At 64.6% G+C, this 26396-nt stretch carries 24 protein-coding genes and 1 pseudogene; 11 read left to right on the top strand and 14 right to left on the bottom strand.

The features are described 5' to 3' along the window. Nucleotides 1-154: 154 nt before the first annotated feature. The 3 genes from C466_RS10510 to C466_RS10520 all read left to right on the top strand — a co-directional run bounded on the left by C466_RS10510 (nt 155) and on the right by C466_RS10520 (nt 1909). A complete protein-coding gene (locus C466_RS10510) occupies nt 155-601 on the top strand; it encodes a bis(5'-nucleosyl)-tetraphosphatase (protein WP_004596138.1) in 447 nt (148 codons plus the stop codon). Between the two features lie 82 nt (nt 602-683). Continuing rightward, the gene (locus C466_RS10515) at nt 684-1679 is read left to right on the top strand and encodes a DUF5787 family protein (RefSeq protein ID WP_004596137.1); all 996 of its coding nucleotides are present in this window, start codon (nt 684-686) and stop codon (nt 1677-1679) included. A gap of 20 nt (nt 1680-1699) precedes the next feature. Continuing rightward, nucleotides 1700-1909, top strand: coding sequence for a hypothetical protein (locus tag C466_RS10520; protein WP_004596136.1), 210 nt, complete (start codon nt 1700-1702; stop codon nt 1907-1909). Nucleotides 1910-1960: 51 nt separating this feature from the next. Here C466_RS10520 and C466_RS10525 read toward each other — a convergent pair whose 3' ends face one another. After that, the gene (locus C466_RS10525; protein WP_004596135.1) at nt 1961-5053 is read right to left on the bottom strand and encodes an FAD-binding and (Fe-S)-binding domain-containing protein; all 3093 of its coding nucleotides are present in this window, start codon (nt 5051-5053) and stop codon (nt 1961-1963) included. 159 nt (nt 5054-5212) lie between these two features. Between C466_RS10525 and C466_RS10530 the strand changes: the two genes are divergently transcribed. The 3 genes from C466_RS10530 (at nt 5213) to C466_RS10540 (ending at nt 8472) form a co-directional block, all read left to right on the top strand. Then, nucleotides 5213-5791, top strand: coding sequence for an LUD domain-containing protein (locus C466_RS10530; RefSeq protein ID WP_004596134.1), 579 nt, complete (start codon nt 5213-5215; stop codon nt 5789-5791). Next, entirely contained in the window at nt 5788-8067 is a 2280-nt protein-coding gene (locus C466_RS10535) for an LUD domain-containing protein (RefSeq protein WP_004596133.1), read from the top strand. Before C466_RS10530 ends, C466_RS10535 begins: the two co-directional genes overlap by 4 nt. A gap of 90 nt (nt 8068-8157) precedes the next feature. After that, nucleotides 8158-8472, top strand: coding sequence for a PRC-barrel domain-containing protein (locus C466_RS10540; protein ID WP_004596132.1), 315 nt, complete (start codon nt 8158-8160; stop codon nt 8470-8472). A gap of 32 nt (nt 8473-8504) precedes the next feature. Here the strand turns inward: C466_RS10540 and C466_RS10545 are convergent, their stop codons facing one another. From C466_RS10545 to C466_RS10560, 4 genes are all read right to left on the bottom strand, one after another. After that, a complete protein-coding gene (locus tag C466_RS10545; protein ID WP_004596131.1) occupies nt 8505-8831 on the bottom strand; it encodes a DUF5789 family protein in 327 nt (108 codons plus the stop codon). A gap of 46 nt (nt 8832-8877) precedes the next feature. Continuing rightward, complete coding sequence (locus C466_RS10550; protein WP_004596130.1) at nt 8878-9294, bottom strand: MPN domain-containing protein; 417 nt, start codon at nt 9292-9294, stop codon at nt 8878-8880. Nucleotides 9295-9410: 116 nt separating this feature from the next. Next, nucleotides 9411-10106, bottom strand: coding sequence for a hypothetical protein (locus C466_RS10555; protein WP_004596129.1), 696 nt, complete (start codon nt 10104-10106; stop codon nt 9411-9413). Nucleotides 10107-10191: 85 nt separating this feature from the next. Further along, complete coding sequence (locus tag C466_RS10560; protein ID WP_004596128.1) at nt 10192-10764, bottom strand: thioredoxin family protein; 573 nt, start codon at nt 10762-10764, stop codon at nt 10192-10194. A gap of 147 nt (nt 10765-10911) precedes the next feature. Between C466_RS10560 and C466_RS10565 the strand changes: the two genes are divergently transcribed. Continuing rightward, complete coding sequence (locus C466_RS10565) at nt 10912-12240, top strand: methyl-accepting chemotaxis protein (RefSeq protein WP_049897501.1); 1329 nt, start codon at nt 10912-10914, stop codon at nt 12238-12240. A gap of 198 nt (nt 12241-12438) precedes the next feature. On the opposite strand, the gene C466_RS10570 is transcribed toward C466_RS10565, so the two are convergent. Then, entirely contained in the window at nt 12439-13383 is a 945-nt protein-coding gene (locus tag C466_RS10570) for a DUF368 domain-containing protein (protein WP_004596126.1), read from the bottom strand. Between the two features lie 85 nt (nt 13384-13468). Continuing rightward, nucleotides 13469-16618, bottom strand: coding sequence for an oligosaccharyl transferase, archaeosortase A system-associated (locus C466_RS10575; protein ID WP_004596125.1), 3150 nt, complete (start codon nt 16616-16618; stop codon nt 13469-13471). Nucleotides 16619-16763: 145 nt separating this feature from the next. Here C466_RS10575 and aglG point away from each other — a divergent pair, with 145 nt between their 5' ends. Genes aglG through C466_RS10595 form a run of 4 tightly spaced genes read left to right on the top strand, consistent with a single transcriptional unit; the run spans nt 16764 to nt 21194 of the window. Continuing rightward, on the top strand, nt 16764-17702 hold the full coding sequence (gene aglG / locus C466_RS10580) for a glucosyl-dolichyl phosphate glucuronosyltransferase (RefSeq protein ID WP_004596124.1): 939 nt from the start codon (nt 16764-16766) through the stop codon (nt 17700-17702). An 18-nt stretch (nt 17703-17720) separates the two neighbouring features. Continuing rightward, nucleotides 17721-18869: a glycosyltransferase gene (locus tag C466_RS10585; RefSeq protein ID WP_004596123.1), complete on the top strand. Its 1149-nt coding sequence runs from the start codon at nt 17721-17723 to the stop codon at nt 18867-18869. Nucleotides 18870-18906: 37 nt separating this feature from the next. After that, a complete protein-coding gene (locus C466_RS10590) occupies nt 18907-20409 on the top strand; it encodes an alkaline phosphatase family protein (RefSeq protein ID WP_004596122.1) in 1503 nt (500 codons plus the stop codon). Then, the gene (locus tag C466_RS10595) at nt 20406-21194 is read left to right on the top strand and encodes a polysaccharide deacetylase family protein (protein WP_004596121.1); all 789 of its coding nucleotides are present in this window, start codon (nt 20406-20408) and stop codon (nt 21192-21194) included. Before C466_RS10590 ends, C466_RS10595 begins: the two co-directional genes overlap by 4 nt. Before the next feature lie 135 nt (nt 21195-21329). Here C466_RS10595 and C466_RS10600 read toward each other — a convergent pair whose 3' ends face one another. The 7 genes and pseudogenes from C466_RS10600 to C466_RS16615 form a co-directional block, all read right to left on the bottom strand. Further along, complete coding sequence (locus C466_RS10600) at nt 21330-21947, bottom strand: hypothetical protein (RefSeq protein WP_004599788.1); 618 nt, start codon at nt 21945-21947, stop codon at nt 21330-21332. Beyond that, nucleotides 21928-22656 carry an AAA family ATPase gene (locus C466_RS16120; RefSeq protein ID WP_080505966.1) on the bottom strand — a complete coding sequence of 243 codons (729 nt, stop codon included), beginning with the start codon at nt 22654-22656 and terminating at the stop codon, nt 21928-21930. Before C466_RS16120 ends, C466_RS10600 begins: the two co-directional genes overlap by 20 nt. After that, a complete protein-coding gene (locus C466_RS10605; RefSeq protein ID WP_004596119.1) occupies nt 22568-22924 on the bottom strand; it encodes a cupin domain-containing protein in 357 nt (118 codons plus the stop codon). The genes C466_RS16120 and C466_RS10605 overlap by 89 nt, the downstream gene beginning before the upstream one ends. A 155-nt stretch (nt 22925-23079) precedes the next feature. Further along, a pseudogene (locus C466_RS16610) lies at nt 23080-23218 on the bottom strand (IS701 family transposase); the annotation flags it as partial. A 96-nt stretch (nt 23219-23314) separates the two neighbouring features. Then, nucleotides 23315-24796, bottom strand: a complete 1482-nt coding sequence (locus tag C466_RS10610; protein ID WP_004596118.1) for a sugar nucleotide-binding protein — start codon at nt 24794-24796, stop codon at nt 23315-23317. After that, nucleotides 24793-25509: an NTP transferase domain-containing protein gene (locus C466_RS10615; RefSeq protein ID WP_080505964.1), complete on the bottom strand. Its 717-nt coding sequence runs from the start codon at nt 25507-25509 to the stop codon at nt 24793-24795. The genes C466_RS10610 and C466_RS10615 overlap by 4 nt, the downstream gene beginning before the upstream one ends. A gap of 53 nt (nt 25510-25562) precedes the next feature. Further along, the gene (locus C466_RS16615; RefSeq protein ID WP_152418560.1) at nt 25563-26390 is read right to left on the bottom strand and encodes a hypothetical protein; all 828 of its coding nucleotides are present in this window, start codon (nt 26388-26390) and stop codon (nt 25563-25565) included. Nucleotides 26391-26396: the final 6 nt, after the last annotated feature.

Below are 26396 nucleotides of genomic sequence, written 5' to 3' on the forward strand. Positions count from 1 at the left end.
AATGGCCGCCCGAGCGGTAAAAACGCATCTACCCGTGCTGGACGCGCGCGACCCCGGGCGAATCCCGCCGGGAAACCGGTCGACGCCGCCGAGTCGCTTCTCTCTGTTCGGGAGTCCGACACGCTCTTTAGGGGTGATCGCTTACCTGCGGCCAATGACGGTCGAAGCGACCAGTGCCGGAGCCATCCTCTTCCGCGATACCCGCGGCGAACGGGAGTACCTGCTCCTGAAGAGCCGACCGGGGGACTGGGAGTTCCCCAAAGGCGGGGTCGAGGGGGACGAGGAGCTCCAGCAGACGGCGATACGAGAAGTCGGCGAGGAGGCCGGTATCGAGGACTTCCGGCTGATCGACGGGTTCCGAAGGGAGTACGACTACGTGTTCGAGGCGAACGGGAAGACCATCCACAAGACGGTCCACCTGTTCATCGCCCGCTCGTTCGAGGCGAGCGCGGAGCTCTCGAAGGAACACCGCGACCTCCAGTGGCGCGACTACGACCAGGCGCTCAACACGATCACCCAGGACGGCCCGCGCGACATCTTAGAGGAGGCCCACGACTACCTCGACGAGCGGAAGGACGAGGAGAACGGGAAGTACGTCTGATCGGGACGCGGGGGCGGCGTGGGCGACGACCGCCTCGCCCCGAGCGGTCCGCTTTTGTCCGCCGCGCTCGACGGTCCGACCAGTGACGCCCGACGCCGAGTTCGGCTACGAGCTGCTGGTCTGCCGGTACGCCGAGCTGGCCTGGCACCCAAGCGAGGGGTCCCGTCCCGCGTTGGTCTCCCGCCAGCTCGGCACCAAGGACCGGCGGTGGGACACCGTCGTTATCGAGCTCGACCCGGAAGCGTTCGAACGGCGGCGCGAGTTCGGCGACCGGGCCATCGACTCCGACCTCCTCCACGTCGTCCGGGGCGCGCCCGCCGAGTGGGCGTTCTACCGCGACGCGCTGCCGCACCCCGGCTACCCGTGGCGCTACGTCCGGCAGGCGGTCCACCGCGCGGCGGGCCGAGACCTGATCGAGAAGCGCCGCGACGGCAACCGAATCGAGATCCGCCGGAAGCGACCGTACCCGGACTGGGTCGAGCGGATCGTCGCGGTCGAGAACAAGCCGGACCTGGACCGCTCCGCGGCCGACCGGCTCTCCGACCAGCTCGATCACGACATCGAGACCGCGCTCGCCGACGAGGCGTGGCTCGCGACCGAGACGACCGGCGAGCGCGTCGAGCCGGCCCTCCTCCGCGAGATGCCCGTCGAGGCCGGGATCCTCGCGACCGACTTCTCGGGCGGCCTCGACGCTGACGCGGCCGACGTGGCGTGGCACCCCAGCGACCTCTCCCCGGGAGAAGGCCAGCGCCGCGACCCCGAGACCGAGACGCTGCGGCTGGAGATCGCCGAGCGCGCCTACGGGAAGGGGTGGCGCTCGTACCACGACACGATGCGCCCCGACTGCCGGCACTTCGAACTCCGGCGCGAGGGGCGCGCGCTCGTCCCGTACTGCGCGGCGAAGGGGAAAGTCCCGACAGCGCGGGAGTGTTCCGGCTCCTGCCCGGAGTTCTCGCCTGAACCCCCGCAGTGGCGGACGAGGGGCTGGCCGATCGAGGGCGGGCCGGGGAAGGGTATCGAGCGGCTACTGCGGAGACGGCGGGAACGCGAGCGGGACCGGGCCGAAAGGGTTGAGTGAGCGGCGGCGCCAGCGAGCGTATGCGGTTCCCGAGCCCGTCGCCCTCCGAGTACGCGCTCAACACGGCGCTCGTGGTCCTCACGCTCGCGGTCCTCCAGTACACCGGCTGGCTTTGGGACGACCCCGCGGGCCTTGACCCGGCGTTCCTCGTCGCGGTCGCGGTGATGTTCCCCGCGTTCACGTACCTGATCGCGCTCGTCGGGGCGAACGTCCGGTCGAACCCCAAGTGAGCGACTCACCGGAACCGACCGGGCCGTAGCCGCCGCCACATCGGCCGCCGCCTACGCCAGCGCGGCCGCCAGCTTCTCGATCGGGTGCGACGGCTCCGGCACCTCGCCGGGGCCCTCCTCCAGTTGCGTCCGGCAGGAGGTGCCGGGAGCGACGAGTTCGTCGCCGTCGCTGGCGTCCACCTGCTCGAACAGGTTCTCGCCGATCGCCTTGCTCATGGAGTAGTGCTCGGCCTCGTAGCCGAACGAGCCCGCCATCCCGCAACAGGAGGAGTCGAGGGGGTCGACGCCGTAGCCGGCCCGGCGGAGCACGCCGACCGCGTGGTGGTCCTTCTTCGTCGCCTTCTGGTGGCAGTGACCGTGGTAGGTGAGCGACTCGGTTGGCGCGTCGAGCGCGAGCGACTCGTCGAGCCGGTGGGCGTCGACGTACTCCATGACGCCGTAGGCATGCTCCGAGACGGCCGCCACGTCGGCGTCGGGCACGTCGCTGGCGTCGCCATCGAGCAGGTCGTGGTAGTCCGACTGGAGCATCACGGCGTCGGACGGCTCGACGACGACCACGTCCCATCCGTCGCGGACGTCGGGCGCGAGCGTCTCCACGGCGTCTTTCGCCGTCGCGCGCGAGACGTCGAGCATCCCCTTCGAGTGGGGCGGGCGCCCGCTGCCGTCCACGTCCGGAATCTCGACGTGGCAGTCCGCGGCCTCCAGCACGCGCACCGCGGCCTTCCCCGCGCCGGGGTTCGTGTAGGTGGTGTACACGTCGGGGAATAAGAGCACGTCGCGGGCGGCCTCCTCGCGCGGGACGCCCGCGCCGCCGCGCGCCTCGAACCAGTCGACGAGCGTCTCCGAGCGGAACTCGGGGAGGTCCCGTTCTTTCGCGATCCCGAGCGCCTTCTCCGCGACGAGGCCGCTCCCGGGGATCTTGTTCGGCAGGTTAGAGAGCGGGGCGAACTTCGAGGCGAGCGGCGCGAGCGACTCGAAGCGGCCGAGCAGCCGCGTCCGGAGGTCGATCCCGTGCTCCTCGTGGTGGGCGTGCTCGACCTCGGCCTTCAGCTTCGCCATGTCGACGCCGCTCGGGCAGTCGACCTTACAGCCTTTACAGCCGACGCACAGGTCCATCACCTCGGTGACGAACTCGTCGTCGGTCGGGTCGTCGGGGAGCTCGCCGGAGATGGCCCCGCGGAGCATGTTCGCCCGGCCGCGGGTCGCCTGGATCTCCTCCTCCGACGCGCGGTAGGTCGGGCACATCACGCCGCCGGTCGTCTCCTGCGGGCCGCGACAGCCGCCGCAGCCGTGACACAGCTCGACCATCCCCTGCATCCCGTTGTCGACCGCCCACTCCATCGCGGGGTCGAAGCCGGCGTCGTACTCGTAGTCGGCGTCGAACCGCAGGTTCTCGCTCATGTCGGAGTCGCCGCAGACGTTCCCGGGGTTGAGCAGCCAGTCGGGGTCGAACGCGGTCTTGAGATCGCGGAACGCCTCCCAGAGGTCGTCGCCGTACAGCTTCCGGTTCCACTGGGTGCGCGCGCGGCCGTCGCCGTGTTCGCCGGACACCGACCCGCCGAGCCGGACCACCGCGTCGGTGACGCGGTCAGCGATGTCGACCATCGCGTCGACGTCGTCGACCTCCTTCGTGTTGATCAGCGGGCGGATGTGTAACACGCCCGGCCCGGCGTGCGCGTAGAAGGTGGCGAACGTGTCGTTGTCCGCCAAGATCTCCTGGAACTCGCGGGTGTACTCGGGGAGGTGTTCCGGCGGGATGGCGCAGTCCTCGATGAAGGAGATGTGCTTCTCGTCGGTGGTGCGCGAGAGCAGGATCGGGAGGCCCGCCTTGCGCATCTTCCAGAACCGGTCGCGCTGCTCCGGGTCGTGCGCCTCCATCGCGTGGACCGCCCGCCGGGGGTGGCTCGTCGTCTCGGCGGCGCCCGCACTCGGGTCGGCCGCGGTGTCGACGGCGGCGCCGGACCCGTCGGCGGCCCCGCCGTTGGCGTCGGCGCCCACCCGGTCCGCGATCAGGTCCGCGACCTTCTGTTTCCCCTCCGCGTCGTTCTCCGCGTAGAACTCGACGAGGAGGACGGAGTCGGTGCCGTCGGGGAGCATGCCGACCACGTCCTCGAACTCGGGCGTGTCGGCGGCGAGGCCCAAGAGCACGTCGTCCATCACCTCGACGGCGGCGGGGTCGTGTTCGAGACACGCCGCCACGTCCTCCATCGCGTCGAGGAGGTCGTCGTAGGTGAGCAGCGCCACCGCCTTCGTCGCGGGGATCTCGACGAGCGAGACGGTCGCCTCCGTCACCGTCGCGAGCGTCCCCTCGCTGCCGGCCATGAGGCGGCCGAGGTTGACGACGCCCTCCTCGCCGTGCTCGCCGCGGTACTCGGCGAGCAGGCGGTCGAGGTTGTAGCCGGAGACGTTCCGCTTCAGCTCCGGGAACCGCTCGTCGATCCGGTCGGCCTCCTCGTCGAGGATCCGCACGACCTCGGCGTGGATTCGGGGCAGGAGGTCGTCGGCGTCGGGGTCCGCGGACTCCCGAAGCTCCTCGACCGCGACCTCGCCGAACGTCGTCACGGTGCCGTCGGCGAGGACGACCTCCAGCTCCTCGACGTAGTGGTCGGTCTTCCCGTACTTCAGGGAGTGCGAGCCGGTGGAGTTGTTGCCGATCGCACCGCCGACGGCGGACTTGTCGCGCCACGCCGGGTCGGGCGCGAACTTCAGCCCGTCGCCCTCGACCGCGGCGTTGAGGTCGCCGACGTACGCGCCCGCCTGAACGCGGGCCCGCTTGGCGTCGGGATCGGTCGAGAGCACGTCGTCCATCTCGCCGGTCAGGTCGAGGACGACCGCCTCGTTGACGGTCTGCCCGGCCAGCGAGGTGCCGCCGCCCCGCGGGAGGACGGGGATCCCCTCCGCGTAGCAGTACTCGTGGACGGCCGCGACGTCCGCGGTCGACTCCGGGACCACGACGCCGATCGGGGTGACCTCGTACGCCGACGCGTCGGTCGCGTACAGCCGCTTCGAGTAGTCGTCGAACCGCACGTCGCCCGCGACGCGGCGATCGAGCGCGTCGACGAGGTCCGGTCGCTCCACCGCGCCGCCGGTGTAGTCGAAGTCCCCGCCGTCCGTCGGGTCGGGACCCGGGGTGTTTGTCGCCATGCGAACCCCTCGCAGTCGAACCGTGAAAAACTTCCTGCCGTCTGCGCGTCGGGGGAATTCGATCGCCCGCGCGGCGGGCGAGACCGCCGCGTGCCTGCCGCGCTATCGCCGCCCGGGAGCCGTCGCAAAAGCCATATACCGGCCGGCGAAGGCACGATTATGTCACTCGCAGACACGTCGACGTTCACCCGGCGGCTCGACGACCTCGGCGTCGCGGTCGCTGCGGGTCCGCCTGAGGAGTGCGCGACCATGGTTGAGGCGGCCGCGGGCGAGCCCGCGGTCGGCGTGCCGCTCGGTCGCTCGGGGCCCGACGGGCTCGCCGACTCGCCCGCGACGCTTCCGGACCGCGTCGAGACGGAGCCGACGACCGCCGACCTGCGCGCGGCGCACACCGGCATAACCGCCGCGTCGCTCGGCGTCGCCGAGTACGGGAGCGTCGCGCTGGAGGCGGACCCGGCCGGGACGGAGCCGGTGAGCCTCTTCGTCGACCGCCACGTCGTCGTCCTCCGGGAGGCCGACATCGTCCCCGACATGCCCGACGCCTTCGACTGGCTCGGGCCGCGGGCGCGCGACGAGTCGGCCGACGTGGTGTTCGCGACCGGTCCGAGCGCCACCGCGGACATGGGCGGGCTCGTCCACGGCGCGCACGGACCGAAGGAGGTCCACGTGGTCCTGCTTCGCGACGACGGCGCGACGGACGGCTCGGACGCCGCCGACGCGGCGGAGGGAATCCAATGAGCAGCGACGCCGAGGCCGGCGCGAGCGACGCCGCTGGCGCGGGCGACCCCGACCGCGAGACGAAGGCCGAGCGGATCCGCGAGCTGCTGGCGACCGAGGGCGACGCGGTCGCCGAGAACACCCGCGGGTTCAACGACGGGCGCTACGAGTCGACCGGTCGCCTCGACGACTACGAGGCGCTGAAAGACGAGGCGCGCGCCATCAAGGAGGACGCGATCGAGCGGCTCCCCGAGCTCATCGACGAGGTGCGAGAGACCGTCGAGGCCAACGGCGGGACCGTCTACCTCGCCGACGACGCGGCCGACGCGAACCGGTATATCCGCGAGGTCGCGGCCGACCGTGGCGCCGAGCGTGCGGTGAAATCGAAGTCGATGACCTCCGAGGAGATCGAGGTGAACGACGCGCTCGCCACGGACGGCGTCGACGTCGTCGAGACGGACCTCGGCGAGTGGGTGCTCCAGCTGGCCGACGAGGAGCCCTCCCACATCGTCGCGCCGGCGATCCACAAGTCGCGCGAGGCGATCGCGGAGCTGTTCGCCGAGCGGTTCGACCCCGACGACCCGCCCGAGACCGCCGAGGAGCTCACGATGTTCGCCCGCGAGCGGCTCGGCGAGCTGATCGAGGACGCCGACCTCGGGATGACCGGCGCGAACTTCGTCGCGGCCGACTCGGGTACCATGCTCCTCGTCACCAGCGAGGGGAACGCCCGGAAGACGGTGACCGCGACTGACACCCACGTCGCCGTCGCGGGCGTCGAGAAGCTCGTCCCGACCGTCGAGGAGTTCTCTCCCTTCGTCGAGCTGATCGGGCGGTCCGGCACCGGGCAGGACGTGACCTCCTACATCTCGACGCTGACTCCCCCGGTCGACTCGCCGGTGCCAGACTTCGAGGACGACGAGACGCCGCTCGCCGACGGCTCCGACGCCGACCGCGACTTCCACCTCGTCTTGATCGACAACGGCCGACTGGCGATGCGCGACGACCCGGAACTGAAGGAGACGCTGTACTGCATCCGCTGTTCGGCCTGCTCGAACGCCTGCGGGAACTTCCAGAGCGTCGGGGGGCACGCGTTCGGCGGCGAGACGTACTCCGGCGGGATCGCGACGGGCTGGGAGGCCGGCATCGAGGGGCTCGACACCGCGGCGGAGTTCAACGACCTCTGTACCGGCTGCTCGCGCTGCGTGCCGGCCTGCCCGGTCGGCATCGACATCCCGTGGATCAACACCGCGGTCCGCGACCGGATCAACCGCGGGGAGGCCGACGCGAGCCAGCTCGACTGGGCGTTCGAGGAGCTCGTCCCCGACGAGGAGCCCGGCGGCCTCGACCTCGCCACGCGGCTGGTCGGCAACTACGCGACGCTGGCGAAGTGGGGCCACCGGACCGCCCCGATCGCCAACCGCCTCGCGAACGCCGGGCCGGTGCGCGCCATCGCCGAGCGGGTCGCCGGGATCGACCGCCGCCGCGAGCTCCCCGAGTTCGCGCGCGAGTCGCTCGTCGACTGGTTCGAGGCCCGCGGGGGCCCCGCGGTCCCGGCCGACGAGGCGACCCGCGCGGCCGTCGTCTACCCGGACACCGCGACGAACTACGTCGACGTCGAGCGCGGGAAGGCGACCGTCAGGGCGCTGGAGGCGCTCGGCGTTCACGTCCGCGTGCCGGACCTGCCCGGGAGCGGCCGCCCGCCGCTCTCGCAGGGGATGGTCGCGACCGCAGAGGCCGCCGCCGAGGACCTCTACGCCGGGCTGGCGCCGCACCTCGACGCCGGGCGCGACGTGGTCGTGATCGAGCCGAGCGACCTCGCGACGTTCCGCCGGGAGTACGAGCGGTTCCTCCCGGTCGACTCCTACGAGCGGCTCGCGGACGCGAGCTACGACGCGATGGAGTACGTCTTCGGTCTGCTGGAGAACGGCGCCGACCCGGCGGCGCTGCGCGCGCCGAGCGAGGGGACCGGACCGGTCGCGTCCGGGAAACGGATCGCGTACCACCCCCACTGCCAGGCCCGAACGGTCGAGGTCGGCGAGTACGCGACCGCGACCTTCGAGCGGCTCGGCTACGACGTGCGCGTCTCCGACACGGAGTGTTGCGGGATGGCCGGCTCGTTCGGCTACAAGACGGACTACTACGAGCTGAGCGTGGACGTCGGCGAGCCGCTGCGCGAGCAGTTCGGCGACACCGACCGCACCGTCGTCGCCCCCGGCACGTCCTGTACCGAGCAGCTCGACGCCCTGCTCGACGCCGCCCCGAGGCATCCGATCGAAGTGATCGCGCCGCGAGGGTGACCGGCTCCCGAGCGTCGGGAACCCGCCGGCGTCCGACGCGCGTCGTTCGACAACGAACGCTTATTAGGCGCGCTCGTGTCCGTGTCGTGTATGAACGCAGCCCCCGAAGAGATCACGGCGCTCGTCGGTCGCGAGGTGTACTCGAGCAACGGCGTTTTCGTCGGTGAGATCGAAGACATCCAGCTGGACTTAGACGCGCGCGCCGTCACCGGACTCGCGCTCGCCGAACTCAACCACGAGCTGTTCGCCGGACAGGTGGACGGCTCGACCGGCGTCGTCGTCCCGTACCGCTGGGTCCGCGCGGTCGGCGACGTCGTCCTGATCAACGACGTCATCGAGCGGTACGACGCCGGCGAGGCCGACGAGGAAGGGAGCGAAGTCGAGGCCCGCCCGGACGCCCGTTAAGCGAGACCGAGCGGCGGCCGTCCGTCGCGACCTCAGAACGGAAGCGCGTCGCGGAGGCTGGCGATCACGCCGCGCTCCTCGCGGCGGGCCTCGTCGAACACCGGGTATAAGGCGTCGAGAAACGCCGTCTCGTTTTCGAACTCTTGCTGCGGCACGCGGTCGAGCGCGTCCGCGAGCGCGATCGACCGTCCCTGCGCGTCGTAGGGAACCTCCTGGTCGCCGAGCGCGTCTCGGAGCTCCGCGGCCGTCGCGGGAAACGACACGTCAGCCTCGTCGAGCCGGGCGTCGAGCGCGGCGATGCCGAACTCGATCGCCTCCGGTTCCTTCGTATCGCCGCCGCCGGGTGGCCGTGCTGCCATTACGACCGGATATTCCCTCCGACGGCTTGAAACCCCTGCTCTCGGCTCACTCGGGGACCGTTTCGGTCGGCGGTTCGGCGTCGACGACGGCGAGTTCGACCCCGTCTCCGGACCGATCGAAGGCGGCGACCGAGTCCTCGTCGTACGGCGGGACGGCGACGATCACCACGCCCGCGAGGTCGTCGGTCCGCGACACCCCGAGGAACCCGTCCGGGTGCGAGACAAACCGCGCACCGCCCTCGCCCGCCGGCGTGCCGAGGTCGACGCCGAACACGGAGCTGACGGACCCCCCCACGGACGGGAGCGTGAAGTGGGTCACGACCGGCGTCGCCGGGTCGAGCCCGAGATCGGTCTCGAACTCGCCGGCGGGCGTCGCCGAGAGGCGGAGGTTCGCCTCGTCGGGGTCCTCGCTCGCCGCGCGCTCGCGAAGCACCGTCAACAGGTCGCGGGTGACGTAGATCACTGGTCGGCCGTCGCTACGGGACCCATTGACAAAAGGTCACGCACAGTGCGACCGGGTGGGTCAGCTGACGGGGTCGGCCGGCGGAGTCGGCCTCCGCCGCCGGCCGCTGTCCGCGTTCAGAACGGCAGCGCCGACTTGAGCGTCTTCGCGTACAGCCCGGGGGCCTTCGACCGTGAATCGGAGAGCGCGTCCTCGAGGGCGACTGCGGCGCGCTCGTGGACGCCCACGCCGTGGCCGACGAGGACGCGCTCGGGGTCGAGCCCGGAGAGCGCGCCAGTCGGCGGCGTGAGTCGTAACATGGGGTGAACGCCGAGGCGCTCGCGGTCGCCGCGGAAGTACGAGGCGTTGCCGAGCGACTCGGGAACGATCAGCGTCTCCCCGTCGAAGAGCCCGACCTCCTGCCACGGCGGCAGCGAGGAGTCGCGGATCTCGATCGCCTCGAAGCCGGTGTCCGCGAGCCGCGAGCCGAACCGCTCGACCTCGACGTCCGGGTCGAGCTCCTCGGCGACGCCAGTCATCCACTCGGGGACGTACACCGGGACGTCGTGGCGCGCGGCGACCTCGCCGCTGTCGCGCACGTGGCGGTCGAGTCCGACCACGACGCCGGCGACAGTGCCGAGCTCGTCGAGCAAGTCGTCGACGCCGGGCGCGTCGACCGGGTCGACCACCCACACGTCGTCGCCACCCGTCTCCTCGTTCGCGACCGCGAACGCGTGGCTCGCGCGCTCCATCGTCTCGTCGGGGTACGCGATCCAGCCGACCCCGCCATCGTAGCGATCGATCTCGTGGAGGTCCGGCTCGTCGCCTTTCATTCCCATACCCGCCGTTCGGCCCGGACCCTTGTTAAGCCGTCTCCGTCGGAACGCCGTTCCGGCACCGGCCCGCGCGTCCGCGAGCCTACTCGTCGGCCGCCTCGTCCGGCCACTTGATCGAGCAGCCGCGCGAGGGGCGGTCCGGAATCTCCACATCTTCGCCCGCGAGGACGGCGTCGACCGCGTCGCGGACGTAGAACTCGGTCGCTTCGTCGTCCGGGTTGAGCGCGTCGTCGAGGCGGCCGTGGTAGCGGAGCCGCCACGCACCGTCCTCGCGGCCGAAGAGGAACGGGTCCGGCGTACAGACGGCGTCGTACGCGGCCGCGACCGCGCCGGTCTCGTCGCGGAGGTACGCGTCGTACGCGACCGTACCGTCCGCGACGCGTTCGCGCATCGCCGCGAAGGAGTCGTCGGGGTACTCCTCGGCGTCGTTGGGATTGATCCCGACGACGGCGAGGTCGTCGTACTCGGCCGCGAGCTCGTTCAGGAGGTCGATCTTCGCCTTCGCGTACGGGCAGTGGTTACAGGTGAAGACGACGAGCAGCGCGTCCGTTGCGAAGTCGTCGAGCGCGTAGGTTTCCCCGTCCGCGCCGGGCAGTTCGAAGTCGGGCGCGGCGTCGCCGCGGTCGAGTTCCGAGTCGGATTCCATCTGGACCATGTGTAGTCGTACGGGCGGGAGCGGAAAAGGCGTTGTGCGCCATAGGGGGTGACTGGAAACGGATCGGACCGATCCGCGCGAGGCGTCACTTATCAGGTCTAATAACGACGACGAAACCCACATGTAGTCCCATCGGGGTCTACCGATATGTCTCAGACTACGCAGGCTACGCAGAACGAACGTCTTCGAGAGACGAGTAGCGAATCGGACGGGGACTTCTGGCGATACACATTCGAGCAGTTCATTTCGGAGCTTCCTGAAGCGGCGTTCGTCGTCGATGCCGCCGGTAACATCACCCAATGGAACGCAGCCACGGAAGCGATCCTCGGCCTGCCGGCGAGTGAAGCGGTCGGAATGAACGCGTACGACGTGTTCGGAACGGAGGGCGAAGACGAGACGTTGGCTGAGGAGGTCGTTCGTACCGGGACGCCGATCCGGGAAGAGGAGTTCCGATCCGCGGAACGACCGGACGGTTCGAAGGCGCACGCACGCGCAATCGGGACGCCGATCCAGACGCCGACCGGAGAGGTCGTCGGTGCGGTCGAGCTCCTCTTCGACGTGACGGCGGTCGTTCAGCAGCGAAAGACGCTGACAGATCTCCAAGAGGAACTCTCTGACAACGTCGAGACGTCGATGAAGCAGTTGGGTGAGTCGACCACCGAAGTCGCGAACCGCTCGAACGAGATCACGCAGCTCGTCTCCGAGCAGGCAGCCGAACTCGAACGCACCCAAGGCGACGTCTCCGGATTTAGCGCTACCGTCGAGGAGATTGCGTCCAGCGCCGAGGAGGTCAGCAGCCAGAGCGCCGAATCGAGAGCGCTCGCGCAAGAGTCCGTCGACACCGCGAGCGAGGTCATCGATCAGGTAGACGACACGGCCGAGAAGTCGGCGACCGTAGCAGACGACGTCGCGGATCTGAGAGACGAGATCGAACAGGTCGAAGAGTTCGTCGGAGTGATCAACGATATTGCGGAGCAGACGAACATGCTCGCGTTGAACGCTAACATCGAGGCCGCACGCAGCGACAGCGACGGGTTCGCCGTCGTCGCCGACGAGGTCAAGAGCCTGGCTGGCCGCTCTCAGGACCAAGCCGACAACATAGAAGATACCGTCGCGGAGATCAAAGCGAAAGCGAACCGAACGACCAACGAAGTGAATACGGCCAACGACGAGATCCAGTCCGCGAGAGACGACATTCAGGCGGTCCTCGAGAACCAGCAGCAGATCTTGGCGGCGGTCGAGCAGACCGAAAGCGGGATCAGCGAGATCGCCGATGCCACAGACGAACAGGCGAACGTGGCCGAAGAGATATCGAGCGCCGTCGACGACGTCTCTCAGCGGGCGCAGGTCGTCAACGACGAAATCGCGGAGATCGCGGACGAAAACGAGAGCCAGACAGAGATGGTCTCGCGGCTCACTCGGCAGGTCGAACAGATCGACCGCGAACTCGCTGAGGTCATGGACGGGTCGGTCTGACAACTCCTACCGGAAGCCGCAGTCAACTCGACCGCTACCGTCCGTCACGCCGCCGCATCCGCTTCGTCGCTCGTGGTTTGTGACGAGTATTGCCGGGCTTTTCGCCTCCTCAGGTCGTGGGCTTCCTCCTTGGCTCCGTGAGAACCGCCGACCGGCTGCGGTTCACTCCTCCCGCGTGGTCGCGACCGAGTCCGCCGCTTAGTACTCGATGGTCGCGGAGTACCGATTCAGAGCGGCCACGAGCCCGGCGCCGACGAGCGCCGCCAGCGCGAACCGCGGCGCGGCCGCCCGCCAGGACTCGCCGCTTTCGGCCAGCCGCGCGGACACCTCCACCAGCGGCGCGCGAAGCGCCCCGACGACCAGGCTCACGAGGAACGCGAGCGTGGCGGCCCGCGCCCGCGACAGGGCGTGGCGGACGGCGTGGGCGATGGTGAAGAGCCCGACGACGCCGCCGAGCAGGAACGTCGCCACCGGCGGCAGCGTCTCGACGAGCGCGTCCGCGCGGTTCCCGAGCGCGAGCGCGCCGGCGGCGTCAACGAACCGCGCGACGACGCCGGACATGTACTCGTACTGGCCGAGGACGATGAGCAGCAGCGAGCCCGAGATCCCCGGGAGCACCATCGCGCTGACGGCGAGGCCGCCCGCGACGAAGACGACCGGCAGCGGGCTGCCCAGCGCGGTCGCGGCGACGCCCGACGCGAGGAAGGCCAGTGCGAAGCCCGCGATCGCGGCGGTCTTCCGCCGGAGCGTCGAGAGGTCGACGTCGCCGAGCAACACCGCGGCGCTCGCCGCGATCAGCCCGAAAAAGAAGCCGTGCGTCGCGACCGGGCGGGTCGAAAGCAGGTAGTTCACGCCGCTTAACACCGTGACGACGGCGGTACCGATCCCGGCGCCCAACATGAGGAGGAACGCGCCGTCGACCTCTCGGAACGCGGCCCGCGCGTCGTCGCGGCTACCGGGTCGTACGCCGGCGAGCACGCGCCGCACCCGAGCGGGGTCGATCGCGGTGACCGCCGCGATCAGGCGCTCGTAGATTCCGACGATCAGCGCGATGGTGCCGCCGGAGACGCCCGGCACGGCGTCGGCGCTCCCCATCGCGATCCCCTTCAGGTAGATCGTCGCCCATTCGCGGAGGTCCGCCATCTGCTCGCACGAAGCGCAGCCGAAGTAAAGAAGGGTGGGATCGAACGACGGCGTCGCCCGCGCTGCGCGCGGGTCGGCGTCCGCGTCAGTTCGGTGCGGTCGCGGTCGTCACGGTCGTCGTCGCGGTCGTCGCCGCCGGCTCGACGCCGATCAGCGACCCCGCGTCCGTCGAGTTCGTCGTGTTACCGCCGTCGCTTCCGCTACCATCGTCGACCGGGCACTCCGAGTCGCCGCTCGGGCAGTCGATGATCTGCTCTTCGAGCTCGACCGTCGCCGCCGAGTCGTCTTCTCCGACGACCTGTCCTTCGGTCACCTCGACCTGCCCGACGCGCTGGGTGGTGTACAGGTCGTCACCGGTCGTCTGTTCCGTGGTGATGTTGTACGGGCCGGTCGCGCGGACGCTGGTGTTCGTGTACCCGTTCTCGGGGCCGAACTCCTCGTACCCGGTCGTCGAGTACGGGAGCGTGAACGCGAAGTTCCCGTCGTCGTCCGCCGTCGCGTACTGCGTGTACTCGAACGTCTGGCCGTTCGGCTTCTCCATCTCGACGGTCGCTTTGACCTCCTGGCCGGGCTCGGCGCCCGAGCCCTCGACGGTCGCGCCCGGCACGCGTTCGAACGTCTTGACGAAGTCGTCGCGGAACGCGCCGAGGAACGACTCGCCGAACGTCGCCTGGAGGTCGACGCCGAACCGTTGCGCGAGGATGCTCGCCTGCTGTGCGTACGGCGAGCGACCCGGCGCCTCCGTGGCGTGAACGAGCCGGTAGTGTTCGAGCGCGTCGAGCCGCTCGGAGGGGACGCCCATCACGCCGCCGACCTGCGCCGAGCCGTCCTCCTCGACGTACGACCGCGCCGCGGAGAGGTTATCGAACCGCTGGATCGGCTGGCCCTCGCTCGGGAGGACCCTGATGTCGACCTGCTCGCCGGACCGGGTCTGTGCCGTCTGCGGCTCCCAGTCGAGGACGACCGGCTGCGGCTCGACCGCGCTCCCGTAGTGCTGGTAGAGCCGGATCATCTGGCTCTCGTGGTAGCGCTGTGTCCGCGTCTGGAGCGCGGCCCGGAGCCCGCCGCCCTGGCCGTTCTGTCCTTCTGTCCGCTGGTAGAGCAGTTCGTTGAAGTCGCGGACGGTCTCGTTACCGCTGTAGAACGTGACCGGCGCGTTGAACTTGGAGTTCGGCGACGCCATCTGCCAGTCGACCATCACGTAGCGGGTGTTGTTCCCCTCGGTGCTCTGGCTCGCGAGCACTTCCGCGGCCTCCTCCTCGCTCGGCGCGAGCAGGTAGTCGGCCGCTTCGCCCGCGTTCTGTTGGAACGGGTTCGCGTTCGGAATGCGCTCGGCGCGCGTGGTGATCCAGTGGCCGTAGTCCCACCACGACTGGACGCCGTAGGCGCCCTCCGGATACTCGAAGTCGCCGTCGGCCGGCCGTTCGTAGGTGCCGTACAGCTCCATCGGGTTGTCCGCACCTTCGAGCTCGCCCGGCTGGGGCGTCTCGTCGTTCATCCACTGGAGGCTCTCGTCCCACTGGACGACGCTGCCCGGCTGGCTGGAGTTACCCGCCTGCCAGACCGGCGTGGCGACGCCGACGAGGGGAACGATGAGGATCGCGAGGACGGCGGCGACGGTGAGTATCTGCCAGCCTTCGATCTCGCGGAGCGCGTCGAGTGAGGTGAGCTCCAGGGCGTCGAGCGCGACTTGGAGGAAGTACGCCGTCCCGACCGCGACGACGACGGCGAGGTAGTAGTTGAAGCGGACCTGCGTGAACGCGGCGCTCCCGATGAACGCCGCCCACACGACGAAGTACAGCTCCTCGGCGTCGTACTCGACGAGCAGCGTCGCGCCGACGAGGAAGGCGGCGGCGATGAGGAGACCGATCACCTGCCAGTCGACGCCAACGACGCCGCCGATCGCGCTGTACGCCTGCGGGACGGCGTAGACGGAGCCGACGACCGCGAGCGCGGCCGGGATGTACAGCGTGTGGTTGGTGTCGTCGGAACGGTAGAGCGGGCGCGCAAGGATGTAAAGCACCGCGGCGAGCGCAAGGAAGAAGGCAAGCCCGTACTGCGAGAGGACGAAGTTCGAGAACGAGGCGCCTTGGAGGGGCGGTTGTGCCTCGCCAATGGTGCGTGCGCCCGCGCTCGCGGAGAATGCGACGGTGTTGAGGAGGTTATTGACGATCGTCGACCACAGCGACGGAATCGCGAGCCAGACGACGCCTGCGGACGCGAGAACCAGCCCGCCAACGGCCGCGGGATAGGTGTCGGTACCGAGGTCGCGCGCCTCCCACTGGCGGGCGAGCCACGCCAGGAAGACGGCACCGAGCGCGACGGCGAGCGGTGTGACGATCTGGAGCACCGAGTACTCGCTCGGTGCGAATCGGAAGGTGTCGAGCGGGATAATCTGCATCAGACCGGCGACTGTCATTGCCACCGCGCCGGCGAACGCCACCGGTTCCGGGCTCTTCCCGTGGTAGGTGTCGCTCGTGAGTTTGACGGCGAGGAAGATGCCCGTGAAGCCGACCATCAGGATGCCCGGCTGCCACGTCCACATGTAGAGGCCGAGCGCGACGCCGGCCGCCGCGGCGTAGGCAACGGGTTGCCGGAGCGCGTCCCAGTCTTGGTCGACGACGAGTTCCCACACCGGCTTCTCGCGTTCCGCCACGCCGAGCGCGACGAGGAACGCGAGGATAGCGGTGCTCTGGAAGAACACCTCGGCCACGCTGTGGTCGGGGAATCCGACGAGCGTGTAGCGGAGGAACGTGCCGGAGAACAGCGCCAGCGTCAAGGTGCCCGCGAGTGCGGGAATCCGGTCAACGAACCGCTGCGCGATGAAGTACGTCGGGACCGCGACGAGCGCGCCAACGATGGGTGCCATAATGAGCATGACCTCCTCGGTGCTGCCCGTGATCGGCCGGGCGATCCAGACCCCGACGGCCATGATGTGGTCCCAGAGGGTGCCGAACTGGCCGGCGTTCGTCCCGACCGGGAAGCCGGTCCAGACGTCGTACGGAAGCGTGCTTGGCCAGTTTTCGAGGAGGTAGTTCGTCGTGCGGAGGTGATACCACGCGTCGTTGCCGCGGAAGTACACCTCACCGTTTTGGATGAAGTTCCCGTACGAGCGCAGCCGCGTCCACAGCATGAACGCGAATATCCCGAGGAGGACGGGAACGTGGTACCACCGCGCGAGGAGATCGGACGGGGACGAGTCCGATTCGTCCGGCGGATCGTTCGAATCGCTCATTACCGCAAGGCACTGTCAAAACGCGCATAAGGCTTGTCATATACCTGCGCTCAATTCGCGTGCCCGCGGGTGTTCGACCGCGAACACGTTCCAGGATTCGGCCCGAGGCGGAAACCCTAAGCGCGAGCGTCGAAAGCGTCTCGGTGTGAAGGTCTCGGTCGTCGTCTGTACGTACACGCTGGACATGTACGAACACTTCCGCGAGGCCGCCGACAGCGTCCTCGCACAGACGCACGACGACGTCGAACTCGTCGTGGTCGTCGACGGGACGCCCGAGGTGTACGACCGCGTCGCTGAGGATTACGGCGATCGCGAGGACACAGTAATCGCGTGTAACGACCAAAACGTAGGGTTGCTGGCGAGTCGGAACCGCGGCGCCGAGCTGGCCTCCGGCGACGTGGTCGCGTTCATCGACGACGACGCGGTGGCGGACGAGGCGTGGGCCGAGCGGTTAACACGTGCCTACGAGGAGGAGGACGCGATCGCGGCAGGCGGAAAGATGACACCAGAATGGGTCGCGCGGAAGCCGTCGTTTCTGCCCGAAGAGTTTTACTGGTTGATTGGGGTGACGCATCGCGGATTCGCGGACGGCCCGGGCGAGGTGCGCAACACCTTCGGCTCGAACATCTCGTTCCGGGCGGACGTGTTCGCGGAGTTGGGCGGGTTCGACGTTGATATCGGCGGGCGGAAGGGCGACAAGAACCTCCAGGGTGGGGAGACGGAGCTGTGTGCCCGGATGCGAGAGGAGTACGGTCAGGGCGTGTGGTACGATCCGGAGGCAGAGGTGGCACACAAGGTGTTCGAGTATCGGACTGGGTTCCGGTGGTTAATCGACCGTGCGTTCTGGCAGGGGTACTCAAAGCGGGCGATGGAGTCGTTCGTCAACGACGAGGGCGGGGAAGAGGGAGCGTTTCTCACAGCCTTGGCGACCGATTCGGTACCGGCACGGACCGCGACTCTGATTCGAGACCCCTCGCTGGCCGGCCTGCTTCAGTTCCTTTTCCTCTTTCAATTCACTGCCGCTGTCGGGTTGGGATACGCGTACGCCCTCTGGGACTGGGATGACGACACACTTTTTCGATGACCCGTCTTTGGGCTCAATATGGATGCGTCGGCCGCTGACGAACCCGTCGACTTCGACGATCTCGACGTTGCGGTCGCCCACTGGCACGTCAACGCGTGGGGCGGAGCCGAGTACCTCGTCACGAAGCTCGCGGAGGCCGTCGACGTGGATCGCGTCTACACGCTTGGCGAGCCCGATCCCGACGATCCCAATCCGTACGGGTCGGTGACGTTCGAAGACGTAACTCCCAATCTCGACTACTCGGCTGTCCGGGGACTCCAGCGGCGTGCCGGGCGCCTCTTCGAGTACTCTCAGTGGGAGGACGTCGATTGGCGTGAGTTCGGTGATCCGGACGTGTTGGTCACATCGGGCGCGACGACGCGGGCGGTCATCACGCCCGACGACACGCTTCACGTGAACTACTGTCACTCGCCGCCCCGGTGGTTCTACGACCTCTACCACGACCGCAAGGACTCGCTGTTCGGATCCCTTTCGCGACCGATGATACGCTATCTCCGGACGCGGGATATGGCGGTCGATCCGCGCGTCGATCACTACTTCGTCAACAGCCCGATCATCGAACGCCGCCTCTGGAAGTACTACAAGCGGGACTCGGAGGTGTTGTATCCTCCCGTCGAACTGGATCGGTACCACAACGACGGTGACTACGGATACTTCCTTCACCTCGGTCGGCTTGACGAGGAGAAGGGCGTTCCCGAGGTCGTCTCGGCGTTCGAACAACTGGACGAGCGGCTGGTGATGGCCGGTGGAGCGGGCGACATCGACGATGAGGTCTTGGATCGGATCGAGCGCGCGGAAAATATCGAGTGGCGCGGTTTCGTTGATGAGACCGAGAAGTTCGAGCTACTAGCGCGCTGTACCGCGGTTGTGTTCAACGGGCACAACGAAGACTTCGGAATCGTTCCCATTGAGGCGAACGCGAGCGGAAAGCCGGTGTTAGCCCGAAACGAAGGGTTTCCAGGGCACTTTGTGGGCGAGGCGAATGGACGACTTCACGACGGGACAGCAGGTAGCATCCAACGGAGTATCGGTGAATTCGCCGAACAAGACTTTACTGTCGATTCCAAGCAACACGTTTCTCGGTTCTCCATCGATACGTTCACCGAGAGTGCTCGTGATGCCATCGCGGACTGGCACGCCAACCTCCAGCGACGCGTCCGCCAGTAACATATACTCCTCCCGAGTAGCGAAGAACGATTGAACGATGACGGAGACGATCGTCCTCGGTCTCGACGGAGCGAACTGGGACCTGTTAGAGCCGTGGCTCGAAAGCGGCGACCTTCCGAACATCCAAGCGCTCCGAGAAGCGGGAACGTGGAGCGACATGGAGAGCTGTCCGCCACCGGTCACGTGTCCGAACTGGCGCTGTTACTCGACGGGTAAGAACCCCGGAAAGCTCGGCGTTTTCTGGTGGGAGAAGATCGACACCGAAAATCGAACGCTCACGACGCCGACATCTCGGTCGTTTATATCGAGTAACTATTGGGATTACCTGAACGACGCCGGGAAAACGGTCGGGATCATGAACCTCCCGATGTCGTATCCGCCGTTCGAGGTGGACGGCTGGATGGTAGCTGGGGGTCCCGGAAGCGAACAGGACGACTACACCTACCCGAGCACGCTCGAAGCCGAACTCGAAGAGCGCGACTACCGGCTACATCCGAAAATCCCCGTCACGTCGAATGAGGACCGCGAGGCGGCGTCTGCCATCGTCGATCTGATAGACGATCGGTTCGAAACGTTCCGCGGTCTTCTCGAGGATCGCCCCGTTGACGTGGCTCATCTGACGGTGTTTTACATCAACGTTCTCCAACACTTCTTCTGGCGAGACGACGTAACGAAGCGAGGGTGGCAGGTCATCGACGAACACATCGGCGAGATTCGCGATGCGTACCCCGACGCAACGCTTTACCTGATGTCCGACCACGGGTGTACCGACGTGGACACGGTGTTCCACGCCAACAGCTGGCTGGAACGCGAGGGGTACCTCGTCACCAAGACGGGAGCGTCCGAGACGTTCTCGAAGTTCGGGATCAACAAGAAACGCGTCTCCCAGCTCGCACATCGTCTCGGGGTTCACGGGCTGATCACGTCGCTCACGCCGGAGTCGGTCAAGGACGCCGTCCCCGAGGACGAAGAGGGGTTCAAACGCGAGCAGAAGCTCGACAAGGTGGACTGGGAGCGCAGCGACGCCATCGCGAGCGGCCAGGGACTGATATACCTGATAGACGACTCTCGAACCGAGGAGCTCGTGCGCGACCTCGAGAAACTCGAACGCAGTGGGAAGCCGATCGCGAGCGCGGTGTACACGCGCGAGGAGGCGTACGAAGGTGAGTTCGTCGACGAAGCACCGAACGTCATTTTCGATCAGCGCGATGGCGTTCACACGAGCGGTGCCATCGGCGACAATCCGGTGTTCTCGGACGCGGGCAAGTGGAAGGCCGAGAACGTCCGGACCGGACTGTTCCTCGCTGCCGGAACTGATGCTGGCGACGAGTCACTCGACGATGACCTGTCGATCACGGACGTCGCGCCGACGCTGCTTCAGCAGCTCGGCGTCGCCGTCCCGACCGACATGGACGGGGAACCGCAACTGACGGGTGGGCAGTCGGTCGCGTCTCGCGAGCCGATTCCGTTCGCGTCGATCGATCAAAGCGCCGACGACGAGGTGGCGGCTCGCTTAGAGGACCTCGGGTACCTCGAATGACGGTCTGTCTCACCGGCGACGTTCACCACATGTCTCTGGAGACGCGGGACCAGGAGTACATGGACCGCACCGAGGTCGAGGCCGCTATCGAGTACGCCGAGATTGCCGCCGAGTACGACGTTCCCGTGACGCTGTTCGTGACCGGGAAGGCCGCCGAAGAAGAACCGGAACGAGTGAAGCGACTCGCGGCCATGGAGAACGTCGAGATCGGCGGGCACAACTACTGGGCGTTCAACACGCTCGTTCACAAGGGGTGGCGGGGACTCACCGGTTCGTGGAACGGACCGCGTCCGTTTCAGCGCTGGGAGATCCGGAAGACGATCGAGAGGTTCGCCGAGTTGGGCATCGAGATCACGTCCTGGCGTGACCATGCGTATCGGCATGACAAGCATACGGCGCCGTTGCTGTCGGAGGCGGGTATCACGCATTTTTCCGACACGGTGAAACCGGATGGAGAGGTTCGGGAGGGGGACGGACTGACTGTAGTTCCGATAAACACGCCGCCCGATCATGAACACTTGTATCACGCATTTCGGACGCCGGAATTCGTGGCAGAGAATGACTTTGAGGGACCGTTCGGGAACAAATCCCGCGAACCAGATGAGTGGCTTGAGTGGGTGATAAATTCCATTGAACGGTCAGTTACTGATGGCCATACCGCGACCGTTCTCACACACCCCTCCTGTATGGTGCTTGCTGATGAATTTATGTCGTTTAACCAACTCTGTCAACATGTTTCCACCGAATTTAATTCGACGTGGATATGTAAATCCACTGTCAACTAATCACGTGGTTGCTCATGGGAAACAGGTTATTGTTCGGACAGTACGTCGTTATAAGCGTGTAGCGGCCATATCTCGACCGATCGTTCGTTCCCAGATATGGCACGCACAAACCGTCTCGACTCTCCTCAATCTACGTTAGGACTCTTGGAGGATACACGTAACAAGCGCGTCCCATCCGTCCACAACATGGACCCTTTCCGGGACAGACTCGACGTACGAATTCGCTTTGTTCTGGAAGAAAATCAACGTCCATTCGCCGTCTTCTTCCTCAAGGAAGCGTTCGAGTTTCGAGAGAGAGTCATCGACGATTATACGCGCACCGAGCGTTTTAGCGGCGTCGATTTTGGGATCTCTTCCAGTATTCAGGTACTCCGAGACCGGAAGCCGATGCTTCCGAACGTACCTCAACATCGGCGGAATCTCCTCGTCGTGACGCGAGGTAACCAGAACCGGGTACAACCCCTCATCGACCAGCTGTTGTAATCCTGCTGCCGCCTTGTTACGGATCGGGACCTGGTCGAGACGTGCTACGTTCACCGCATGTGAGACTGCTTCATAGTCTGCCTTCTCTATGTTTCGGACGTTCAAACAGTAGTTCCGGTCCGTTTGTTGCTCCGAGATATCGTATCCGCGTATCTGGAATTCTTGGCTTTTCAGTGCGTGTGGGCTCGTCACGACACCGTCGAAATCGACAGCTATCACCGGACGATCGAGCTGTCGGCCGTCGAACTCCTTAATTGAATCTTCGACCATCGAGTAACGCTTGTAGTTCTTGGTGGATTTCGGTGACTACTCTGGCGTCACTGCCTTCCTGCTCGATTTCGACTAACCCTCGTTCAGAATCATATCTGACGATCCCGACCTCCCTGCGTTCGACCGGCGGATCCCCGGTGATCGGTTCTGCTTCCTCTTTCGTGCTTTCGTAGGTGCTAAATTCGGTAGCCTCAGCGAAAGCATCTTCACGGTCCCGTCGCTCGGCGAGGCGTTGCTTGATCGCGTCGGTGTCGTTACACTCACAGGCCACGAGGACCACTGGTACATCCCGGTTGAGTCCGACGTTGTACGACAATAGACGCTGTTGGCGTAGCCTGTGTGACCCATCGATGACTGCACACCCTCCATCATCAATCGTCTCTCCGGCTCGTGACCGCATCTCTTCGTACACTTCCCCGGAGACGGATTCGACAAATGTATTATTACTCAAATCGAACTCGTATCCTATGTCCTCGGGCATCAGATGTAGTTCTCGCCGTATCTCCGCGGAGTGATACGCGACAGTGTCGTCCCATCGCTGTTCAAGCCACTTCGCTATAGTACTCTTTCCAGATGCAGTGGGTCCTGTCAGAACGATCAAACACCTGTCGTCATACATCTTAAGAAGACGCCATCGTCTTATCTTCTTTGTGGTTGGGCAATTTGACCGCAATAAGGCGGACCTCACCGTTTTCCGCGCGGATCTCATGGTTGTCCCCCTTTTTGAGGACCATCGAATCTCCTGTGTTGAACTCGATTATTTCTTCGTCAGTCTCTACGATCCCGTCCGTGAGAAAGTATAGCACCTCGTCAAGGTTTTCGTGGTGGTGTTTCGCTACCTTGTTGCCCTCTGGGATAAGCGTTCGATAAAAGCCGACGTTTTCGACATCGTGTTCCAATTGTTCCGTGAACAGCCGCTTGATAGAGTACTCTCCCCGGTTTTCTTCTGAGATCTCATCTATCCTGATGACGTCCATATATTGTGCCAACTAACAGCCTCAAATGCTTATTTACTTTTCGATATCAACTATGTACGTCTATATCCCACCCGTAGAATGTAGTAAGAGATGATCGATTTCTTCTACCATCCATCGATATTCCGGTTCGGTTGTTCGCTTACCCACGAGAATATGTATCCCGTTCATGGTCTTGCTTCGGTCAGCAGCAATACCTGTCACGTACGTTTTGGCGTGATGGTTCCAGTGATACGACAACAAGCTAAACTCGTCCAGCGGATCAGTACATGAGTGAAAATTCGTTATCGACAGAATTAATTATAGAATTCATACAGATAGTGCCTCAATTAAAGGTGTAGACTCAAGTTTTCTATGATAGTGATGGTAGGCGACAGCACCGCGTCCGAACCGTTAGGAGTGAAAACAGAACGAGCAGATGTCGTCACCTTCAACCCCCATCTCCAAGAGGTACGAATCCCGGTCAACGTATTTTACCGAGGAGACATTCAGTTCGGCCGCGATGGCACTCTCGATATCGTTGCTTTCGCTGTCAATGTCGAGGTCGTCGACAAAGATATTACTGTTTTCAGGATGCATGTAAGCGGGACACGTTTGTGTCACGGGGGGAGAAGAGATTCTGACGTGTATCTTGGAGGCAGCACCCAGTATGGGAATCACCGTCCGCAATGTTTTACCTGACAGGACGGCTTCGTCGACAACTGCGACAGTTTTGTTTTCGATGAGAGATTTGATAGCACGCATCTTTTCCTCGAGAACGTTTATTCGATCGATACTCTCGTCGTACAGCGTCCGCTTTCGAAGCTGCTGTTTCGAAAGAGCGAACTCGAGCGGTGAGCCGATCTCCTCTGCATACCCGATCGCCGGATAGATCCCCGACTTCGGGATAGGAACCACGACATCGGGCTCGATATCGTCCTCTCTGGCGAGGACTGCGCCAAGTCGTTTTCGAATCTCCCCGGAACTCTGTCCCTGGAACTCCTCAGCGATGTCCATCCGATAAATCGGTCGGAAAGAGCAGTACTCCTGTTTGTACATCACTTCGATCCCGGTTTCGACGCCATGCGGATCGATACCGAAGTCTGTAGACACATATCGGACATCTTGGGGCCGGTCCGCGTATGGGTCAGCGGTCTTCGCTTCGACCCTCGAGGAATCGAACCCGTAATTCGCTGCTATGGATCTCGCCCATTCATACTTGGTCGTGCTGTCCGGTCCCGAAAAGTTGAACAACCCTGTCCAATCGGATTCGATCGCGGCCTCTACGAACCGGGAAACATCATCGATGAGTGTTGGATACTTAACTATCGAGTCATCGACACGTACCGTGCTGTCTTCACTCAGGCTGTTTCTGACCCAACTCGTGAACGGGTCACATCCAAAATCCGGTGTGTAGCCGTACAGCTTCCCTGGACGAATGATAACGAAATCATGTAACTCCTCCCGGATGATTCGCTCGCCCTCGAGTTTCGTCATGCCATAATAGTTGACCGGGTCTGGATTCGCGTCCGCTTCGTATGGCGGGTTTGCTCCGCTAAAAATGTAATCTGACGACAGATAGCAGAACTTGATGCCTCGCTTTTTACACTCCAGGACCAGATTCTTCGTTCCTTCGACGTTTGTCTCCCAAGCCTCAGTCTGGTTGTGCTCGCAGAAATCAACATCTGTGTTCGCGGCGACATGGATGACTACGTCGAACGAATACGTGTCAAAAAACGTCTCGACAGCGTCTTGCTCCGTGATATCGAGCTCCCGATTGTTCATTCCGGCGCCGCTCTTGCTCACCCCACCGACTCGGTACTTGTTCACCAATCGTTCGTGGAGCTTCGTTCCGAGCAAGCCCGACTTCCCGACAATAAGAATCCGCTTCGTCATATGAGTTCGCCCGCCCTCTTGATGTCTTCCGGCCGATTCATGTTGACCCAACCATCGTCGAAAACTATGTTTGACACCATTTTGCTCCGCGACACCTCTCGCAGGACATCGGCAACATCCATACCCACTATGTTTTCCGACCCGAGCGTCTCTTTGAGCGCGTCAAGTTCGTCGCCCCCGATCTTTGCGATCCCCGCGTAGATATGCCAGGGGAAACGATCGGGCTGGATTTCTTTTCCGATATCAGTCACTACATTCTCATTGTTCGTGACGACCTTGCTCCCGGGTTCCCCTCTGTTTTTCGCGGTCTTCGAGACGATCGCAGAACGGTGGTTACTCTCGATCAGCGACCCGAGAATCTCCTGCTGTACGAATACGTCTCCGTCAAGGATTATGATCTGGTCTTGGGTGGTTGCCTCGACACCCAGCCGCAGACTGAACGCAGGGCCCTTCGACATATTTTCGAAGTTAATGATGATGTCGTCATGGATCCTGCGTATTCGCTCGTATGACTCCTGTGTCCAGCAGTCACCGGTCGTTCCGATAACGACATGTATCTGTTCGACAGGAATGTCAAGGGCTTCGAGAGTGTCGATCTGGTGTTCGAGAACGGTCTTGTCTTCAACCTCGACGAGACACTTCGGCTTGTCTTCGGTCCGATCGTTCATCCGCGTCCCAAGCCCTGCTGCAGGTATAACGACTGAGGGCTTCATACGAGTTTCTTCAACAGGGGTGCTATAAATCAGTGCTGTTTGAATAGCAGATTCTACACTAAAGGACGGATATCTGGGTGATCGAGATATCGTCGGGATCGGTCGCTCAATTCGGCCGTCGAGTCTGTACGTGCCACCTCACGGCGGATCGCCTGCCAGTTCTCGTGTCGGACTAGCACTTTGACGGGAATCGATTCGAGACCGAGAATCCGTGCGACGGCAAACCGGTGTCGCCCCTCGTCGAAGATTATATTTCCGGAGCGACCGATGTTCACTAGAACCTCGTCGGACGCAGGAGCCACATTTTTCGCCGAATACGGTGCATCTTCCCGCTCCCTGAGTTCGCGTTGAGTGAGATACCCATATTCTTTCATGTGTTCGTACAAGTCGTCGATCCGGCTGAATTCCTCATCGAGAACGTCTTTTGTCGCGTATTTCCCGCCTCTGTGTGGACGGTCATCTCTGGTGAGCGGATAGGTTCGATCCGGCGGACGTGGGTTGTCGCTGAAGTGCTTGTAGATCTCGGTTTCTTCCCACGGCAAGCCTTTCTCAAAATGATTCCTCAGTGACGTATAAAACCCGTAGTCCTCGACCGGAACGAGCCCAAGTTCGTCGAATCCTTCGTCGGATCCGACGAACATCAAGCCGTCGTCAAGATAGTTTCTGTCCCAGTCTCCGCCTTTTATGTAAGCATGGGTTTTTTTCGCCCGATGGTTGAATTTACAGTCGATCATAACGTACTCTATTTCCCGAGGGTCAACGTTGATGAGTTCGCCCGGGCGTGCGATACCAGGTCCGTACTGCCACCAGTTGTACGCGTACCTACCCCACGGGAGGATGGTCTGTTTGATGATGTTGTGAGCAAAATTGTACATCTCCACGAAGAG

The sequence above is a fragment of the Halorubrum distributum JCM 10118 genome (genome assembly GCF_000337335.1).
GTDB classification, from domain to species: domain Archaea; phylum Halobacteriota; class Halobacteria; order Halobacteriales; family Haloferacaceae; genus Halorubrum; species Halorubrum distributum.

Coding starts and splice junctions, on each gene's coding strand:
- C466_RS10590 (WP_004596122.1), top strand. CDS start 18,907: ATGACGGAGACGATCGTCCTCGGTCTCGACGGAGCGAACTGGGACCTG.
- C466_RS10610 (WP_004596118.1), bottom strand. CDS start 24,796: ATGACGAAGCGGATTCTTATTGTCGGGAAGTCGGGCTTGCTCGGAACG.
- C466_RS10565 (WP_049897501.1), top strand. CDS start 10,912: ATGTCTCAGACTACGCAGGCTACGCAGAACGAACGTCTTCGAGAGACG.
- C466_RS10545 (WP_004596131.1), bottom strand. CDS start 8,831: ATGGCAGCACGGCCACCCGGCGGCGGCGATACGAAGGAACCGGAGGCG.
- C466_RS10575 (WP_004596125.1), bottom strand. CDS start 16,618: ATGAGCGATTCGAACGATCCGCCGGACGAATCGGACTCGTCCCCGTCC.
- C466_RS10540 (WP_004596132.1), top strand. CDS start 8,158: ATGAACGCAGCCCCCGAAGAGATCACGGCGCTCGTCGGTCGCGAGGTG.
- C466_RS10535 (WP_004596133.1), top strand. CDS start 5,788: ATGAGCAGCGACGCCGAGGCCGGCGCGAGCGACGCCGCTGGCGCGGGC.
- C466_RS10600 (WP_004599788.1), bottom strand. CDS start 21,947: ATGGTCGAAGATTCAATTAAGGAGTTCGACGGCCGACAGCTCGATCGT.
- C466_RS10615 (WP_080505964.1), bottom strand. CDS start 25,509: ATGAAGCCCTCAGTCGTTATACCTGCAGCAGGGCTTGGGACGCGGATG.
- C466_RS10520 (WP_004596136.1), top strand. CDS start 1,700: ATGCGGTTCCCGAGCCCGTCGCCCTCCGAGTACGCGCTCAACACGGCG.
- C466_RS16120 (WP_080505966.1), bottom strand. CDS start 22,656: ATGAGATCCGCGCGGAAAACGGTGAGGTCCGCCTTATTGCGGTCAAAT.
- C466_RS10595 (WP_004596121.1), top strand. CDS start 20,406: ATGACGGTCTGTCTCACCGGCGACGTTCACCACATGTCTCTGGAGACG.
- C466_RS10530 (WP_004596134.1), top strand. CDS start 5,213: ATGTCACTCGCAGACACGTCGACGTTCACCCGGCGGCTCGACGACCTC.
- C466_RS10570 (WP_004596126.1), bottom strand. CDS start 13,383: ATGGCGGACCTCCGCGAATGGGCGACGATCTACCTGAAGGGGATCGCG.
- C466_RS10605 (WP_004596119.1), bottom strand. CDS start 22,924: ATGGACGTCATCAGGATAGATGAGATCTCAGAAGAAAACCGGGGAGAG.
- C466_RS10560 (WP_004596128.1), bottom strand. CDS start 10,764: ATGGTCCAGATGGAATCCGACTCGGAACTCGACCGCGGCGACGCCGCG.
- C466_RS10555 (WP_004596129.1), bottom strand. CDS start 10,106: ATGAAAGGCGACGAGCCGGACCTCCACGAGATCGATCGCTACGATGGC.
- C466_RS10585 (WP_004596123.1), top strand. CDS start 17,721: ATGGATGCGTCGGCCGCTGACGAACCCGTCGACTTCGACGATCTCGAC.
- C466_RS10525 (WP_004596135.1), bottom strand. CDS start 5,053: ATGGCGACAAACACCCCGGGTCCCGACCCGACGGACGGCGGGGACTTC.
- C466_RS10510 (WP_004596138.1), top strand. CDS start 155: ATGACGGTCGAAGCGACCAGTGCCGGAGCCATCCTCTTCCGCGATACC.